The organism is Afipia sp. DC4300-2b1 (assembly GCF_049895725.1).
Taxonomy (GTDB): Bacteria; Pseudomonadota; Alphaproteobacteria; order Rhizobiales; family Xanthobacteraceae; genus Afipia; species Afipia broomeae.
On record NZ_JAFCSX010000007.1, the window covers coordinates 60,207 to 76,408 of the forward strand.

Sequence of the window (16,202 nt, forward strand, 5' to 3'; positions counted from 1 at the left end):
CCGCTTGTTTAATTGGACGTCATCGGGTAGCTATCGGGCTGCAACGTTTGCCGCGCGGCCGATCGCCAAGAAGGGACAATGAAATGCGATATCGCAAACCGCTGGCACTCTCGCATGGCATAGCCGCCACATTCAGTGGTGTTGAAACGGCGCCTGCTGGGGCTATTCGTGGCCTGCAAGAAGAGCGCCTGCGCAGGCAGCTCGATTATCTCGATGCGCGCTCGACCTTTTATCGGCGCCGCTTTCGGGAAGCCGGAATCGATCCTGCGAGCATCCGTAACATTGAGGATCTCGCGCAGATTCCATTCACCACCAAACAGGATCTCCGCGCGAGCCTAGCTGCCGTGCCTCCGCTTGGTGAGCACTTGGCTGCGCCGCTCGAGGATGTTGTGCAGATTCAGGCGTCATCGGGCACCACCGGTAGCCCCTCCTATGTTGGCCTGACGGAAAACGATGTGCTGGCATGGCAGGAAATGACAGCACGCGCGTTGTTTGCCTGCGGCATGCGGCCGGGCGATCTCGTGCTGCACGGTTTTTCCATGAGCAAGGGTTTCGTCGGCGGCATCCCGATCTTTCAAGCGATTCAGTACCTCGGCGCGCGTGACATTCCGGTTGGCGCGGACGGCGGCTTTGACCGACTCTTGATCGCCTGCCGTGATCTTCGCCCGCGCTGCATTGTCGGCACGCCGAATTTCCTGCTGTTTCTCGCTGATATGGCCAAGGAGCTCACCGGGTTTGAAGCGCGCGATCTCGGCGTTGAATGCTTGATCGTCGGCGGCGAGCCGGGTGGCGGTATTCCTGCCGTTCGACAAGCTATCGAACAACGCTGGAATGCAACCTGCCGCGAATTGATGGGCGGCACTGATCTCGGTTGCACCTATTGGGCGGAGAGCAATAGCGAAGACGGGATGTATATGGTCGGGCCAGATCACATCCTTGTTGAGTTGATCGATCCGGACAGTGGTGAAGTGCGCCCCTTCAAGGAAGGAGCGACCGGTGAACTGGTTTACACCTCGCTTGGACGTGAAGCCTCGCCGGTACTGCGTTTCCGCAGCGGCGATCATGTGGTCGTGACAAACGAAGGTCGGGCGGGCGGGCGCACCACGCCTGCCATACGGTGCTTCGGTCGCACCGACGATATGCTGATCGTGCGCGGCGTGAATCTGTTCCCGTCGGCAGTTCAGGACATCATCGCATCAATGCCGGAAACCAACCGCGTGATGCGCGTGGTCGCGGACTTCAAGGGACACACCACGCAGGACAATCTCAAGGTGATCGTCGAGCGTGGTGAGACCGCAAACCCGGCAGGAGATGCCGCGCTGAAGCGCTCTGCCGAGGAGCGCATCCGCAACGCATTGTCGGTGAAGGCTGACGTCACAGTGGTTGCTGCGAATTTCTTCGAAAAGCCAGGCGCCAAGAAGGTGTCGTTGACATTGCGCGAAATGCCATCGCTGAAGGGAACTGGCGATCATGGCTAATCAGTCAGCAGAAATGCAGCTGCCAATTTCCGAGGCCGAACTCAATCGTCAAGCTTATCGCAAGCTGCTCGATGATCTCCATGCGCGTCGCAAGGCGGCACGTGTCGGTGGGCCAGAATCCGCGCGGCAAAAGCATCGCGAGCGTGGGAAGCTGCTCGCACGCGAGCGTATCGACGCGTTGATCGATCCGGGCTCCCCGTTTCTCGAACTAGCGGAGTTCGCGGGCGAGGGGCTATACGAAGGCGTGCCTCCGGGCGCGGGCATGATTACGGGTGTGGGCACCATTTCGGGCCGGCCCTGTATGATCATCGCAAATGACGCGACGGTGAAAGGCGGCACTTATTTCGGCATGACCTGCCGCAAGCATGTGCGCGCCCAGCGCTTTGCGTGGGAGAACCGGCTGCCCTGCATCACGCTTGTCGACTCCGGCGGTGCGTTTCTTCCCGATCAGGCCAACATCTTCCCTGACGAAGGCTTGTTTGGTTCGATCTTCCACAATCAGGTCGGCATGTCGGCGGATGGCATTCCGCAGATCGCCGTTGTTCTTGGAGCCTGTACTGCAGGCGGCGCCTATATTCCGGCGCTATGCGACGAGGTTGTCATCGTCCGCGGACAGGGGTTCATGTATCTCGGCGGTCCGCAGCTTGTTCAGGCGGCGACCGGTGAACAGACCGACGCAGAAGCTCTCGGCGGAGCCATGATGCACAGCCGCGTCAGCGGCGTGACCGATCATCTTGCGGAAAACGATGCGCATGCGTTGGCGATCACCCGAAGCATTGTTGCTGAACTCCAGCCGCTTTCGCCTTCGCGGTGGAAACAGCGCGATCCAGTGCCTGCGCAGCATCCGGCCGAGCGCATTTACGAAATCGTCAGCCGTGACGCGCGCAAGCCGACTGATACCCGTGCCATTCTCAAGTGCCTTCTTGATGGCGGTGAGCTGCAGGAATTTAAGGCAGAGTATGGAAACACCCTGATTACGGGATTTGGCCGCATCAACGGCCATCAGGTCGGCGTGTTGGCAAATGCCGGGGTGCTGTTCACTGAGTCCGCGCTGAAGGCGACACACTTCATTAATCTGTGCTGCCAGCGCGACATACCGCTGCTGTTTCTTGCGGACGTCTCTGGTTTCATGGTGGGCCGGGAAGCGGAGGCTGGCGGTATTGCGAAGGCGGGTGCGAAGTTCATCACCGCCATGAGTTCGGCATCGGTGCCGAAATACACGATCATTATCGGCGGCTCATACGGCGCTGGCTATCTTGCGATGTGCGGCCGCGCGTTCAAGCCAACCGCGATGTTCATGTGGCCGAACGGTCGGGCCGCCATCATGGGGCCGGAGCAGGCAGCAACGACGCTTGCGTTGGTGCGCCGCCAGATCGTCGAGCGAAACGGAAAGGAATGGACCGCGGAGGCTGAGGAAGCTTTCAAGGCGCCCATCCGCAACGAGTACGAGACCTTCGCAAACGCTTACAACTTCGCGCGCAATCTCTGGGTCGATGGCGTGATTGAGCCGGGCGAGACACGAGAAGTCATGACTCTTCTGCTCGATGTAGCAAGCCGGACGCCGCGCCGAGAGACGCGCTTCGGCGTGTTCCGAATGTAAGGCAACCTGATGTTCAAGAAAATTCTTGTCGCCAATCGCGGAGAGATTGCCTGCCGGATCGCAAGAACCTGCCGGAAGCTTGGAATCCAGGTTGCCACGGTGCATTCGATTGCAGACCGCACGGCGTTGCATGTGCGCGAAATCGGTGAATCCATTGAGATAGGTGCCGCGCCGGCCACCGAAAGCTATCTCGTTATCGACCGGATCGTTGAGGCGGCCTTGCGCGTGGGCGCAGATGCCGTTCATCCCGGCTATGGATTTCTCGCTGAAAACGGCGACTTCGCCGAGGCGCTTGCGAAGAAAGGTGTCGCCTTCATCGGCCCGTCGCCTGACGTGTTGCGCCAGTTCGGCAATAAGGCCTCCGCCAAACAGATCGCTAGACTTGCCGGTGTGCCGGTCGTGCCGGGTACCGACAGACCGAGTGCTTCGATCAAGGAGATTGAGCGCGCAGTCACCGGAATGAAGCTGCCGTTGTTGCTCAAGGCCGCGGCCGGAGGTGGTGGCAAGGGCATGCGCGTGGTGGCCAATGTTGCGACGGTGAATGCGGATATTCAGGCCGCAATGCGCGAAGGCAAAAGCTCCTTTGGCGATCCTAGCCTGATCGTCGAGCAGTTTCTGCCGAATGCACGTCACATCGAAGTTCAGATTCTGGGCGATGGACAAGGCAACGTCGTTCATCTGTTCGATCGCGAATGCAGCCTGCAGCGCCGGCACCAGAAGGTCATCGAAGAAGCACCGGTCCTCAGCCTTGCTCCGGCTTTGCGCGAGAGCATTCTTGCTCATGCGGTGCGGCTCGGAGAAAGAGTTCGCTATGCCGGACTCGGGACTGTTGAATTCATCGTTAAGGACGCCGATGCGTTCTTCCTCGAGGTCAATCCACGCATCCAGGTTGAGCATCCGGTCACAGAGAGCGTAACGGGTCTGGATCTTGTCGAGTTGCAAATCCGCGCGGTGGCGGATGGTGCGTTACCGGTCGCGCAGGCTGATGTGAGTGTTTCCGGCGTCGCCATCGAAGCGCGACTCTACGCAGAAGACGCCGATAACGGATTTCTGCCTTCTACCGGAACCATCGGGAAGCTACGGCTGACCGATAAAGTTCGTGTCGATGCAGGCATTACCGAAGGTATGGCGATTACGCCCTACTACGACCCGATGATCGCGAAGTTGATCGCAACAGCAGCGACTCGGACCGAAGCTTACACACGCCTCAATGCGGCGCTGCTTGATTGCATGGTTAGCGGCGTCACAACAAATCTGACGTTCCTGCGACGAATTGTTTCGGACACCAGCGTTTTAGCCAACGAGGTGCATACCGGTACAATCGACGCGATGATCGCCTCCGGTGCGGAGGTATCCCGTTTTTCGCTCGACGCACATATCGCCGCAGGCCTGTGGTTATGGTCTCGTCGAAGCTGCCGTATCTGGGGTGGTCGCGAGGGATTGACCTCATGGCGGTTGGGAAGCGGAGTGCCGGAGTCGTCGGCAGCCCCAGCGATCCACCTTACTGCATCGGGGCGATCTCATGATGTGAGATTCGGTTACGCGGGCCGCCCTGACGCGCTGCTCGTCAATGTCGATGGACATGAAGTAATTTTTACGTTCCATGCCCACGGCGACGGTCAGGTTACCATCGCTTATGACGATGTTGCCATCACCGTGATGCCTTCTGTATCGGATGGATTCGCCGGCTTTGCGTCAGCTGTTGCGAACAGTGGCTTTTCGGTTCATCCTTATCTGTCCGGTTCGCTGCTAGCACATGCCGGTGCCAATGATGGGCAGGTGAGGGCGCCGATGATGGGCCGTGTCGTCTCAGTGAATGTTGAAAAGGGACAAACGGTGGCTGTCGGAGATGTTCTCGCGGTGATGGAATCCATGAAAATGGAGTTGACCATCGCATCGCCAACGGCGGGATGTGTCACACACATTGATTGCGTCGCCGATGCGACCGTGGAGCGCGATCAGGTCGTGTTTGTCGTCTCGACCAACGCGGAGAATGCTGCATGAGCGATTTGCCCTCGGCTATCGAGATCCATGAGGAAGGCCCGCGTGAAGGATTTCAGTTCGAGAAGAAAATCTTTCCGTTGCCGGACCGGGTCGCGCTGGTCAATGCGCTATCGCATACGGGGTTAAAGCAAATACAGGTAGCGTCTTTTGTCAGCCCGAAGCATGTACCGCAGATGGTGGATTCGGCCGAATTATTTGCTGCCATCGAGAAGGTTCCGGGCGTGAAGCATACGGGGCTGTGGCTTAACGAGAAGGGTTTCCGCCAGGCATCGGCCGTGGAGAACGTGGACCTGAATGGTACACTGTTATTTTACGCTTCGAATGCTTTTGCTTTACAGAACAACGGCTGCGGTGCCGATGAGATGCGTCGGCGCCAGGACGACTGGATCCAGTTATACGACGGCGCTGGTCTCGCGATTTCCTCCGTCTACATCATGACCGCTTTTGGTTGTAATCTGCAGGGCGAGATTCCGATTGAAGCGGTGACGGAAAATGTTCGCTGGGTGCTGGAGCGGTTTGGAAGCAACGGCCGCTCAATGCCGGCGATCTATCTGGCGGATACGGTAGGATGGGCTGTGCCGACCGAGATCGAGCGGCGGGTCGGCGCTGTTCGTGAGCTGGCACCTACCGCGCGTATCGGCCTGCATCTGCATGATACACGGGGCGTGGGGCCCGCCAATTTCTATGCCGCGCTACGGATGGGTGTCGATCTGTTTGACAGCTCCGTCGCAGGGCTCGGTGGTTGTCCGTTTGCCGGTCATATCCACGGGACTGCGGCGGGAAACATTTGCACCGAAGACGTGGTGTTTATGGCCCATGAAATGGGTATCAAGACGGGCATCGATCTTGATGGGCTGATAGATGCCGCTTTACTGGCCGAGCGGATTATTGGCCGCCCGCTTGGCGGCCGGATCATGCATAGCGGCAGCCTCAGACAATTCCGCGAAGCGGCAAGTTTTGAGAAGCATGCCTGATTTCTCGCCGATGAGAAGTCTTGCATTGGTATTTTCGCGGTTGAATGCCTAACGCGCCGTTGGTCGTTAAAAGTTGCATTTTCCAGCTCAACAGCTTTTGGGTGCATAATTCGCCGGGGCTAGAGTTTACGAAAGAGTGCGAAATTCTCTTGATAAATCAAAGGGTATTTTGCATTCGGGAATGTGGTGGTTCGATCTCTCCCAAAGCAGCCAGCCAGTGTGCGATTAAGAGTATTCCTTTCTTTTATGTAAGAAAGGCCCACCAATGGCGGGCTTTTTGAACGTGCTGAGTCTCTATAGAGGTCGGAATCGAACCGTCGCCTTCCCAAATTGGTCGACATTCTCTGACCAACCATTGAAGAATTCCCGTTTTCCAGAGTCGTGCGCAAGAGACCGAAGAATAAAACCACTGCGAGGCAGGGCCGCAGTGGGATGCCAATAGTTGAACACTGAAGCAGATACCTCCTGCCGATTTTGTAGCTGCAAAGTTGCCAAAGGATGCATGCAGCGCAATTCTTGCCAGCAGGAGGTCCATACGAGAGCCCGCAGGGATAGCGTCCCGCTCATTCTTGGTTTTGGCGACGCGTAAACCTATTTGCGGATGGTTTCTCCCGGCAGATGCGGAGGCATGAGTGTCCGTTTTTCAATATTGATTGTCGGCCATTCAACAGGCCCCGGCATTGCCCCCTGTTACGCTCAAAAAAAAGCTATTGGGGGGAACTACGATGACAATTGAAACAGCCGAGCATTTGCGCGTACAGGATCGATCAGAACCGACAAACGTACGTTCTGTCGTTTTTGGAGCGGGAATTGGTAACGCGCTGGAATGGTACGATTTTGCATCATACGCGATCTTCGCTCCATTCTTCTCTCATCAGTTCTTTAGCTCAAGCGATCGTACCGCTGCGTTGCTATCGACCCTCGCTATTTTTGCAGTCGGATTTCTACTGCGTCCGCTAGGAGGGCTTTACTTCGGATGGCTGGCCGACCGGAAGGGACGTCGTCACGCCATGGTGGTTTCTATGACCGTTACGGCACTCGGATGCCTTGTGATCGGTCTTGCACCGACCTACGCATCAATTGGAATTCTTGCACCTATCCTGCTTGTCGTCGGACGGCTTTCGCAGGGCTTTGGCCTTGGCGGCGAGATCGGGGCTTCCTTCACCTTTCTAGTTGAGAGTGCACCTAGTCATCGGCGCGGTCTGTGGTCCAGCACGATGTTTATTGCGCTTATCATGGGCTCCCTGTTAGCCACCATTGTCGCGCTGATACTGAACGCCGTTCTGCCGGCCGGAGCCATGGAAACTTACGGATGGCGCATTCCTTTTCTTTTAGGGGCCTTGCTGGGTGTTTACGCAATTTTTCTGAGGAGGGGCTTGAAGGAACCGGAAGTTTTCAAGGCTTCCGAGAAGGATGAAATTCACGGCGTCAAGCAATCGACCTGGAGCTCTATCTGGGAAAACAGATCGGCAGTTCTGACAGTGATCGGTCTGACGGCGGGGCCGACCGTGAGTTACAATACTTGGGTGTCCGGCGCGACGTCCTATTCGATCAACTTCAAGCAGATGGCTGCCAACGGCGCTCTTTGGGCTCTCTTGATCGCTTGCGTTGTTTATATCGTTGTGCAGCCTCTTTGGGGAATGCTCTCCGACAAGATCGGCCGCAAACCCAACCTTCTTGTCGGTGCTAGCTTCGCTGTATTGTTGGCCTTTCCTTTAATTCAATTGATCCAGGGGGAGTTCTGGCAGCTGGCAGTTGCCATGTCAGTTTCGATGTTTGTGCTGGCTGCCTGGACGTCGATTGCTCCTGCGGTCTACGCGGAGCTTTTTCCCACGCGGATACGAGCGACTGGTATGGCTATCCCCTATTCTCTAGCGGTAGCGATTTTCGGCGGAACGGCACCTTATGTTCAAAACTGGCTCGCCAGCATCGACCGCATGGACATCTTTTCCGGATATCTTGCCTTGCTCAATCTTCTCACCGTTGTCACAATACTCTTCATGCCGGAAACGCGAGGTCGGCCCCTTACTTAGACTCAAGCGGGGCGGAGACCCGGTCGAATTGTTTGCAGCTGGAGCAGATGTCCATGCAGCTATCAACTGTCAGTGCCGCAACGATTGCGATGTGGGAGGAAGAGGCTGGCCCCGCACCGATTCACGGGCTCGGAATGGAGCTCGTGCTTGGTGGGAAAATTGATGTCCATCGGCACTATCGTGGTCAAGTAATGACTGCACCGTCTGGCGTGGTGACTGTAAAGGTGGGCGGGCGAGCCTATCTGGTTGCCGGAAAAAAGGGGGTCTGGATTCCGGAGGGTATCCAGCACGAGGTGACGGCTTCAACGGACGTAAAGCTCAGGAATCTGCAGATTGCCCGTCAGTTAGCTCCCGCGCTTCCGCATTCCGTGTCGCCTATTCTGGTATCGCCACTGTTCGGCGAGCTACTTAGCAGTGCGATTGAAGGCAATCAGTGGTTCGGAGCAAACAGTCGGGAAGCAAAAATCCTCGATCTTCTGGTGCTCGAGTTTCAGTTGGCGAACGATCTTGTGTTTTCGTTTCCGGAGCCGAGAGATCTGCGGTTGAAAAAGATTTGTGCTGCGCTGCATAAAAATCCTGCCGACCAGCGATCGCTAACGGACTGGGCCGATATCGCGGGCGGCTGTACACGGACTCTCGAAAGGCTATTCCGAAAGGAGACCGGCCTCACGTTCGCACAATGGCGGCGGCAATTGAGGCTTCACGATTCGATCGTGCGTTTGCATTCCGGTCAGCCGGTTACGTCTGTGGCCTTCGATGCTGGTTACGAAAACACCAGTTCGTTTATCGAAATGTTTCGGCGTTTGACCGGGCGTACGCCCGGTCAATTTCTTGATTCATGACACCGCTCGCGGCACGTGAGCGATCCAGTTCTTAAGTCGGCCGAACCGGATTGTTCAGGTACATTTCCTGGATGGATCGCTTGAGTGTTTTTCCTGCCGCGTTGCGAGGGAAGTCGTCGTATATGACGAGGTCGGAAATCCGTTGAAATTTTGCGCCGACATTGTCGTTAATCCAGATCTTCAATTCTTCAATGGCAGTTCGGGGTGAGTGTTCCGGATTAAGCACTACTGCGGCGATCGGCGTTTCGCCCCATTTCTCGTGTGGTACACCAAAAACTGCGGCTTCTTGAACGGCAGGGTGTTGCACGATCACTTCCTCAATGTCACGCGGATAAACGCTGACGCCGCCCGATTTGATCATGTCCTTTTTTCTATCGGACAGATAAAGAAAACCGTCCTCATCGACGTATCCGATATCGCCGGAATGAAGCCAGCCGTCGATGACGGCTTTGCTGGTCAGGTCATCTCGCCGGTAATAACCCTCCATTAGGATGGGGCCGCGGCCAACGATTTCCCCGACGGTATTCGGTGGCACTTCTTCTCCCGCAGAATTGACAATCCGCATATCGAAGAATGGTGGCGGCGCGCCCACCGACGACAATTTTGACGCGGCCTTCGTCTTGTCGAGAATGGTCATGAATCCTTCGGCGAGCCCGTACATCTCGTAGAAACGATTTCCGATGATGTCGAGCAATCGCTTCTTGTGCGACAAGTGAAGGGTAGCGCCGAGTGAAATAAGAGCCTCCAGCGACGCAATGCGCTCAGGACTAAAGGTCGGACAATCCAAAAGGGCGAGAATCTGCGAAGGCACCATCACCATATGAGTGACCTTCTCGCTTTCGATGGTCTTTAATATTGCTTCCGGATCGAATGCCTCGTGCAGGATATATGTTCCGGCGAGGAAGAAGCTCGGCAATAAAGTCATGAATGCGCCGTTGAAAACCAGAGATCCCGTGTGCAGGGATACGCTTTCTGGCGTCATTCGCCATGCGGAAGCATACAGTGTGCAATACATCGACCTTGCGTAGTGGCTGAGCACAATTCCCTTCGGCTCACCTGTCGTTCCGCTGCTGTAAACGATCATCAAGGGAGTCGATGGAGAGGTGTGAGCCAGAACCGGCTCGCTTGACGCCGCCATCCCTACAAACTGGTCGAAGGCTGTACGACATGCGTACTCGCCGCCGACAATAATCTGGTTGGCGAGGGGAACCTTCGAGCTGCTATCGTCGCCGGAATCCAGGTCCGCCGCGGCCTGAGGGGAGAGGAAAGCAAAGACAGAATCTGAGTGGTTGATGAGTCCCCTGAGCGCGTTCCCATTCAGTAGCGGACTAAGCGGAACTGCGACAGCTCCGATCTTGGCCGTTGCCCAATATAATTCCACCATCTCAAGGCAATTTGGCACGACACAAGCGATCTTGTCGCCGAATTTGATACCACGCTCGGTGAGGGCGTTGGCGAGCCGGTTGACCCTTTGATTGAATTCATAAAACGACAGCCGGGCGTCTTCAAAAAGGATTGCGGTGCGGTTCGGCTGGAAACGCGCGTGGTTTATCAAGATATTTGCGAGATTCATGGAGTGCTCCTCGGTTGTGGAGCGAATGTCCCAAAAAGTGTGTTGGTGTTCTCGCTTCCCGCCGCCAATCAGTGCGGCGTAACGGACATGGCGAATTGGCGTTTTCGCCGTAGCCTCTGTCGCCTGTGCATGAGGACGCGGTTGTAAAGCTGGCTATCGTTTGGCCATGAAAAATGAAATCTCGCGCTCCGCAATGCGATATCGCCTGTTTGGGTCGATCGGTTCACCTTATGCTCTCAAGCTTCGGTCGCTCATGCGATACAAGCGGCTGCCGTTTGATTGGATGCCGGCTACGCTAGACTGGATACCAGAAAATCTTCCACATCCACCGCTCTGCGCGGCTTCCAACGCGTTACTTAGAGACTTATCGCCCAAAGTCGTTCCGGCTGTCTATTTCCCCGAGGACGCATCCGTTCGCAACGAGTCGACAACAATCGCTTACCTGCTCGATTATGAGCACAAAGATCGCCCGGTGGTGCCTCTCGATTTGGGCGCCGCATTTTTGTCCGATCTTATTGAAGACATGGCTGATGAGTGGTTCGTGAAGGTGGCTTTCCTTTACAGGTGGGGCACTCAGGAAAATGCCACGTTCAAGAGTCGAGTCGTCACCGGTGAATTCTTGGGAGGAAATTATCATCAGTCGGTCTTGCAGGAAGCTGCGGCACACTTTTCGTCTCGGCAGCAATCGCGGATGCCTCTTGTCGGAGCGACACCTCGTAATGCCCCTTTGATTCTCGAAAGCTTCAATCGGCTGCTGAAAGCGATGGATGGAATTTCGAGCAGTTCAACTTTTCTTTTCGGAAATTCGCCGACGCTTGCCGATTTCGGTCTTTACGGACAGCTTCAGTCGCTGGCGACTGATCCGACTTCATGGAAAGCGATGCGCGATCGCGGGCTTGGGATATTCCCCTATCTGCAGCTTTTGGAAGATTCGTCCGGGATAGATCCAGAACAAATAGACCTGAGCAATGTGGGGGCCGCTACAACAGGCCTGCTGCAATTGGCTGCCGATATCTACCTTCCATATCTCAAAAGTAATCAGCAGGCTCTCGAAGAGGGAAGACCGGAATTTTGCTTCGAAGCTCTTGGCCTTTCCTACACACAGGCGCCCTTCAAGTATCATGCGAAATGCTATTGCCTGCTGCAGGAGAAATACAACGCGCTAAATGCTTCTGCGCGATTGCGGATAAATGAAATCGTCGATTTGAACGACTGTTTTTCGAGCAATTAGATGTCGTCGATAAGGTAGCAACATGATCGACCTTTATTACTGGCCCACGCCAAATGGATGCAAGATTACCATCCTGCTTCACGAGCTCGAATTGCCTTACAACCTAGTACCGCTCAATATCGGAGCTGGCGATCAATTTAAGCCGGACTATGCCAAAATCAGTCCGAACGGGCGGATGCCGGCCATTGTCGATCATGCGCCACATGGTGGTGGAGATCCCATCGCGATCTTCGAATCGGGCGCTATCATGTTGTATCTCGCCGAAAAGCATGATCGCTTTTTGCCGGAAGAAGTGCGTGCGCGTTATGACGTGGTTCAGTGGTTGATGTGGCAAATGGCCGGCTTGGGACCAATGTGCGGACAGGCTCATCACTTTCGGCAATACGTTAATAGTCCAGTGCCCTACGCAGCAGATCGTTACACCAAGGAAGTAAACCGCTTGTATGGGGTGCTGGATACGCGGCTCGCGGACCGCGAATACGTTGCTGGTGAATACTCTATCGCCGACATGGCCTGTTGGCCATGGATCAAGCCCTACAAGCTTCAAGGGCAAGACCTTGAGGAGTTTCCGCATCTAAAACGGTGGTTTTTGATGCTCAGCAAAATGCCAAAGGTTCGCGAAGGCTGGAATGTTGGCCGTGAGTGGCTCAATGGGGGGCCGGTCGTGACAGAGGATTCGAAGGCCGTTCTGTTCGGGCAAACGGCTATGCGTGGATAGCTCAACGGCACGTACTCCTTTACGCCAAGGTGAACGTCGCATGAGCCTATCGAGGGTTGACCTGTTTGTGATTGGCGGCGGGTCGGGCGGCGTGCGCGCTGCCCGTATCGCTGCCGGTTACGGTGCAAGCGTTCTGGTCGCCGAGGAATATCGCATGGGCGGCACCTGCGTGATCCGCGGCTGCGTGCCCAAGAAGCTGATAGTCTATGCGTCCCACGTTCGCCACGAACTGGACGATGCTGCGGGCTTCGGCTGGACCATTCCGGAGGCGACCTTCGATTGGTCCACCCTGATTGCCAACAAGGACAAGGAAATCGCCCGGCTCGAAGCGGCATATACGTTCAACGTCGAGAAAGCCGGTGCGAAGATCGTCAAGGCGAGGGCCACGCTCGAAGACGCACACACATTGCGTCTTTCGACCGGCGAAACCGTCAAGGCCAAGTATGTCCTGATCGCCACCGGCGGCACGCCCAACCATGGCGAAGCTATTCCCGGCATCGAGCATGTGATCTCGTCCAACGAAGTGTTTCACCTCAAGACGTTCCCGAAGCGGATCGTCATTCAGGGCGGTGGTTACATCGCGCTGGAGTTCGCCTGCATTTTCGCCGGGCTCGGCGCCGACGTCACCGTGATCTATCGCGGCGAAAACATTCTGCGTGGTTTCGACGAAGACGTGCGCAAACATGTGCGCAGCGAGATGGAAAAATCCGGCATCACGGTGCTGACCGGCTGTATCGTGACCAAGGTCGAAAAGCACGGCGAAGCTTTCACTGCACATCTGTCGAACGGATCGAGCATCGCATCCGATCAGGTGATGTTCGCTGTCGGCCGCCATCCGCATGTCAAAGGCCTTGGACTGGAGAAGGCCGGCGTCGCGCTCAATCCGGTCAATGGCGGCATCGCTGTCAATGAGTTTTCGCAGACCAACGTCCCGAACATCTATGCGGTTGGCGACGTTACGCACCGGATCAATCTCACCCCCGTCGCTATCCGCGAGGGGCATGCTTTCGCCGATACCGTATTCGGCAACCGGCCGGTCAGGGTTGATCATGCCGATATCCCGACGGCGGTGTTTACGCAGCCGGAGGTCGGCACCGTCGGCCTCACTGAAGCCGAGGCGCGTGCGCAGTACACCCATGTCGATATCTACAAGACGGACTTCCGCTCGCTGAAATCCACGATGTCGGGCAGTCAGTCCCGCGTCATGATGAAACTCATCGTGGATGCATCGACCGATCGCATCCTCGGCTGCCACATCGTGGGGCCAGAGGCGGGTGAACTGATCCAGGTCGTTGGTATCGCCGTGAAGATGAAGGCCACCAAGGCCGACTTCGACGCCACCATGGCTGTCCATCCGACGGCAGCGGAAGAACTCGTGACCCTGCGCACGCCAAGTGGGCGTTAGGTGGTATTCCGCTCGTTATGGAGGTCAACACCAAATGTGGCGTTGCGCACAACGGTGTAGTCGCGTCCCTTAGCACGCTAAACGTCAGATTCGCGTAATGAGCGGTTATGGAATGAGTGTCCACAATGTAACTGATAGAAGGGCGTGCGACCTTGTTCCGGATTGCGGGTTTGGCGGCTGTTGGCCGCGCCTAATAGTGAGCTGACTTTCCCCTCCTGATTTTGGATGGCTCGAGCACTACCTCCTTCAACCGATCTCCATTGGCGATAAGGACCACAATGTTGAGTTTGCTATCTTGCTTCATCAGATTTGCGGCAAGAGCGCTTCCCCCTGCAGTTTTCTCGGCGATGCGTACCGCGTCCGACAGCTCTTGATCAACTGACTTCAGGGCAATGATATTGCCCAGATCCTCTCCGTTTAGTTCCCTCAGTGACGAAACTTCGCTTGCTGTGACGCTTCCGGTCTTCGCGTCTATGACATTTTCCCAAATCCGTTCATTTCTTACCGTCCGCACTCGATATATGGGCGGATCGGATATCTCAAAGTTAGCGTCCGCGGTCTTTGAACCTCCATGTAAATGCTCGGCGATCGCTACCGCCTGACTAAGCGGTATCATCGCGCGAAATTGTTCGAGTAAGCGACGGATCACTGCCTCCTCGGCATCATCCTGCTCAGCGATGCCTCGATTGGCGACATCCAAAGGTTCATAGGTGACATGAGCTGTTGCGCCCGTAGCAGCAAGCGTGGCGGACAAGACGATAATCGCTAACAATCGCTTCTTCGACATGAGGTAAATCCAGTGACTGTCCGTGAAAAACTGACCGGTGGTCTATTGGTGTGTGCGAGGACGCATGATGCGTGGCAGCAAGAATGTTGGCCGCGGCCCACGAGAGACAGAGTCACGACTAGCTCCATGAATGCGAGCGCAAGCCCCGGTCGGATTTTCCTTTGCGAGCGACCAAAAGAGTGTTGACTTCCTCGAAAAGATACTACACCGTATAGTTCATATACATCCCGGACAGCAGTCTGTGTCAAGAGCTAGGATTCGAAACGCGTGTTCGAGCTGTTTGAGGACGGGGACTTCCGAGTGTGAGCCTGCGTTCCCGTTCGAAACCAATGCCTCAGCCGGAGAAGGGGTTTCTTATGATGGAGTACACATTCGTAGTCGTCATACTGGCGGCTTTGTTTGGCGGGGGCACTGCCTTTGCGCAGGAGAACAGCGGCACTTCCGAGCAGAGGGCCGCGTGCACGCCCGATGCCTTCCGGCTATGCGCTAGCTTCATTCCTGACGCCACGAATGTGGAGGCCTGTCTCAGGCAAAGAAAATCAGACCTGAGCTATGCTTGCAGAGCCGTCTTCGAGCACGAAGCGGCCAATTCTTCGGTCAGGACAACAGGATCGCTGCGGTACCGCGGCGTAAGAGACGAGGAATGATCGCATGAACACGATTTATGTCCCTGCTTTCGCCGCGTTCGGCGGCTCGGCCTTCGGAGCCATCTCCACGATCGTGACTGGCTGGGTGGCTCGGCGCCGCAAGCTTCGCCAGCGCCACCATGCCCAATCGATTTCCAAGCGCGAGCGGCTCTATCGAAGCTTCATCGAGGAGGCCTCTCGCCTCTATGCCGACGCGCTCGTCAACGACAAATCCGAGATTCCGCAACTGGTCAATCTGTATGCGCTCCTCGGGCGGATGAGGATTCTGTCCAGCGATGAAGTGGTTCAAGCCGCCGAGCGGGCAGGCCGCCTGATTATCGAAACCTACCTGTCACCGAACCGCGAGTTTGTCGACTTGCCAGAGTTCATGGAGGAGATAGACCCCTTGCGTGACTTCGGCGAAGCCTGCCGATGTGAATTGCAGACGATCCGACCGCGCTGAGGTCGCCAGCGATGCAGGAGCAGATACTCCATGCGAGATCGTCGTGCACCCATCAACGGATTGTTCATGCAGCGATTCAATTTTACCGAGCGATCGGTTACAGGAAGACTACCGTCGCCGATATTGCTCGCGAAACTGCGATGTCTCCGGCAAACGTATACCGCTTCTTTGCCTCAAGGCGGGCTCTGGAAGAGGCGGTCGTAGCGGAGTTGTTCGAGGAGGTATTCGCAGCCGCAGCCCAAGCGGCTCGCAGCGGTGGCTCGGCCCTGCAGCGCTTAGCCGCCACCTTGAGAATAATCTCGCAGCTTCATGAACATCGCTTGGCGAGGGACAGCCAGCTACACGAACTAATGGCTGCAGCGGTACGTGAGAATTGGCGGGTCGCGCGCTCCTACGCAGACCGATCCGCGATCTTGTGCGGCCGATCATCGCGGCCGGACAGGCGAGCGGCGAGGTTCGACTAGCCAG

The 16,202-nt window shown here is 56.3% G+C and carries 13 protein-coding genes; 11 read left to right on the plus strand and 2 right to left on the minus strand.

The genetic code is table 11. The annotated features are described in order from the left end of the window. The first annotated feature begins 83 nt into the window (after positions 1-83). The 6 genes from ACP7AL_RS23940 to ACP7AL_RS23965 all read left to right on the plus strand — a co-directional run bounded on the left by ACP7AL_RS23940 (position 84) and on the right by ACP7AL_RS23965 (position 8,931). On the plus strand, positions 84-1,478 hold the full coding sequence (locus ACP7AL_RS23940) for a phenylacetate--CoA ligase family protein (RefSeq protein ID WP_425994899.1): 1,395 nt from the start codon (positions 84-86) through the stop codon (positions 1,476-1,478). Next, positions 1,471-3,078, plus strand: a complete 1,608-nt coding sequence (locus ACP7AL_RS23945; protein ID WP_425994901.1) for an acyl-CoA carboxylase subunit beta — start codon at positions 1,471-1,473, stop codon at positions 3,076-3,078. The genes ACP7AL_RS23940 and ACP7AL_RS23945 overlap by 8 nt, the downstream gene beginning before the upstream one ends. Before the next feature lie 9 nt (positions 3,079-3,087). Next, positions 3,088-5,082 carry a biotin carboxylase N-terminal domain-containing protein gene (locus tag ACP7AL_RS23950; protein ID WP_425994903.1) on the plus strand — a complete coding sequence of 665 codons (1,995 nt, stop codon included), beginning with the start codon at positions 3,088-3,090 and terminating at the stop codon, positions 5,080-5,082. After that, positions 5,079-6,056, plus strand: coding sequence for a hydroxymethylglutaryl-CoA lyase (locus tag ACP7AL_RS23955; RefSeq protein ID WP_425994905.1), 978 nt, complete (start codon positions 5,079-5,081; stop codon positions 6,054-6,056). Before ACP7AL_RS23950 ends, ACP7AL_RS23955 begins: the two co-directional genes overlap by 4 nt. A 725-nt stretch (positions 6,057-6,781) precedes the next feature. Next, entirely contained in the window at positions 6,782-8,089 is a 1,308-nt protein-coding gene (locus tag ACP7AL_RS23960) for an MFS transporter (protein ID WP_425994907.1), read from the plus strand. 53 nt (positions 8,090-8,142) lie between these two features. Continuing rightward, positions 8,143-8,931, plus strand: coding sequence for an AraC family transcriptional regulator (locus tag ACP7AL_RS23965; protein WP_425994909.1), 789 nt, complete (start codon positions 8,143-8,145; stop codon positions 8,929-8,931). 31 nt (positions 8,932-8,962) lie between these two features. Here the strand turns inward: ACP7AL_RS23965 and ACP7AL_RS23970 are convergent, their stop codons facing one another. Continuing rightward, a complete protein-coding gene (locus tag ACP7AL_RS23970; RefSeq protein ID WP_425994911.1) occupies positions 8,963-10,504 on the minus strand; it encodes a class I adenylate-forming enzyme family protein in 1,542 nt (513 codons plus the stop codon). A 166-nt stretch (positions 10,505-10,670) separates the two neighbouring features. Here ACP7AL_RS23970 and ACP7AL_RS23975 point away from each other — a divergent pair, with 166 nt between their 5' ends. Genes ACP7AL_RS23975 through gor form a run of 3 tightly spaced genes read left to right on the plus strand, consistent with a single transcriptional unit; the run spans position 10,671 to position 13,858 of the window. Continuing rightward, positions 10,671-11,735 (plus strand): glutathione S-transferase family protein, encoded by a 1,065-nt coding sequence (locus ACP7AL_RS23975; protein WP_425994913.1) that lies wholly within the window; start codon positions 10,671-10,673, stop codon positions 11,733-11,735. Positions 11,736-11,757: 22 nt separating this feature from the next. Beyond that, on the plus strand, positions 11,758-12,453 hold the full coding sequence (locus ACP7AL_RS23980) for a glutathione S-transferase N-terminal domain-containing protein (protein WP_425994915.1): 696 nt from the start codon (positions 11,758-11,760) through the stop codon (positions 12,451-12,453). Positions 12,454-12,493: 40 nt separating this feature from the next. Next, on the plus strand, positions 12,494-13,858 hold the full coding sequence (gene gor / locus ACP7AL_RS23985) for a glutathione-disulfide reductase (protein ID WP_425994917.1): 1,365 nt from the start codon (positions 12,494-12,496) through the stop codon (positions 13,856-13,858). Positions 13,859-14,048: 190 nt separating this feature from the next. Here the strand turns inward: gor and ACP7AL_RS23990 are convergent, their stop codons facing one another. Next, on the minus strand, positions 14,049-14,645 hold the full coding sequence (locus ACP7AL_RS23990; protein WP_425994919.1) for a PepSY domain-containing protein: 597 nt from the start codon (positions 14,643-14,645) through the stop codon (positions 14,049-14,051). 651 nt (positions 14,646-15,296) lie between these two features. On the opposite strand from ACP7AL_RS23990, the gene ACP7AL_RS23995 reads away from it, so the two are divergent. After that, complete coding sequence (locus ACP7AL_RS23995; RefSeq protein WP_425994921.1) at positions 15,297-15,734, plus strand: hypothetical protein; 438 nt, start codon at positions 15,297-15,299, stop codon at positions 15,732-15,734. A gap of 11 nt (positions 15,735-15,745) precedes the next feature. Then, complete coding sequence (locus ACP7AL_RS24000) at positions 15,746-16,198, plus strand: TetR/AcrR family transcriptional regulator (RefSeq protein ID WP_425994923.1); 453 nt, start codon at positions 15,746-15,748, stop codon at positions 16,196-16,198. Positions 16,199-16,202 lie beyond the last annotated feature (4 nt).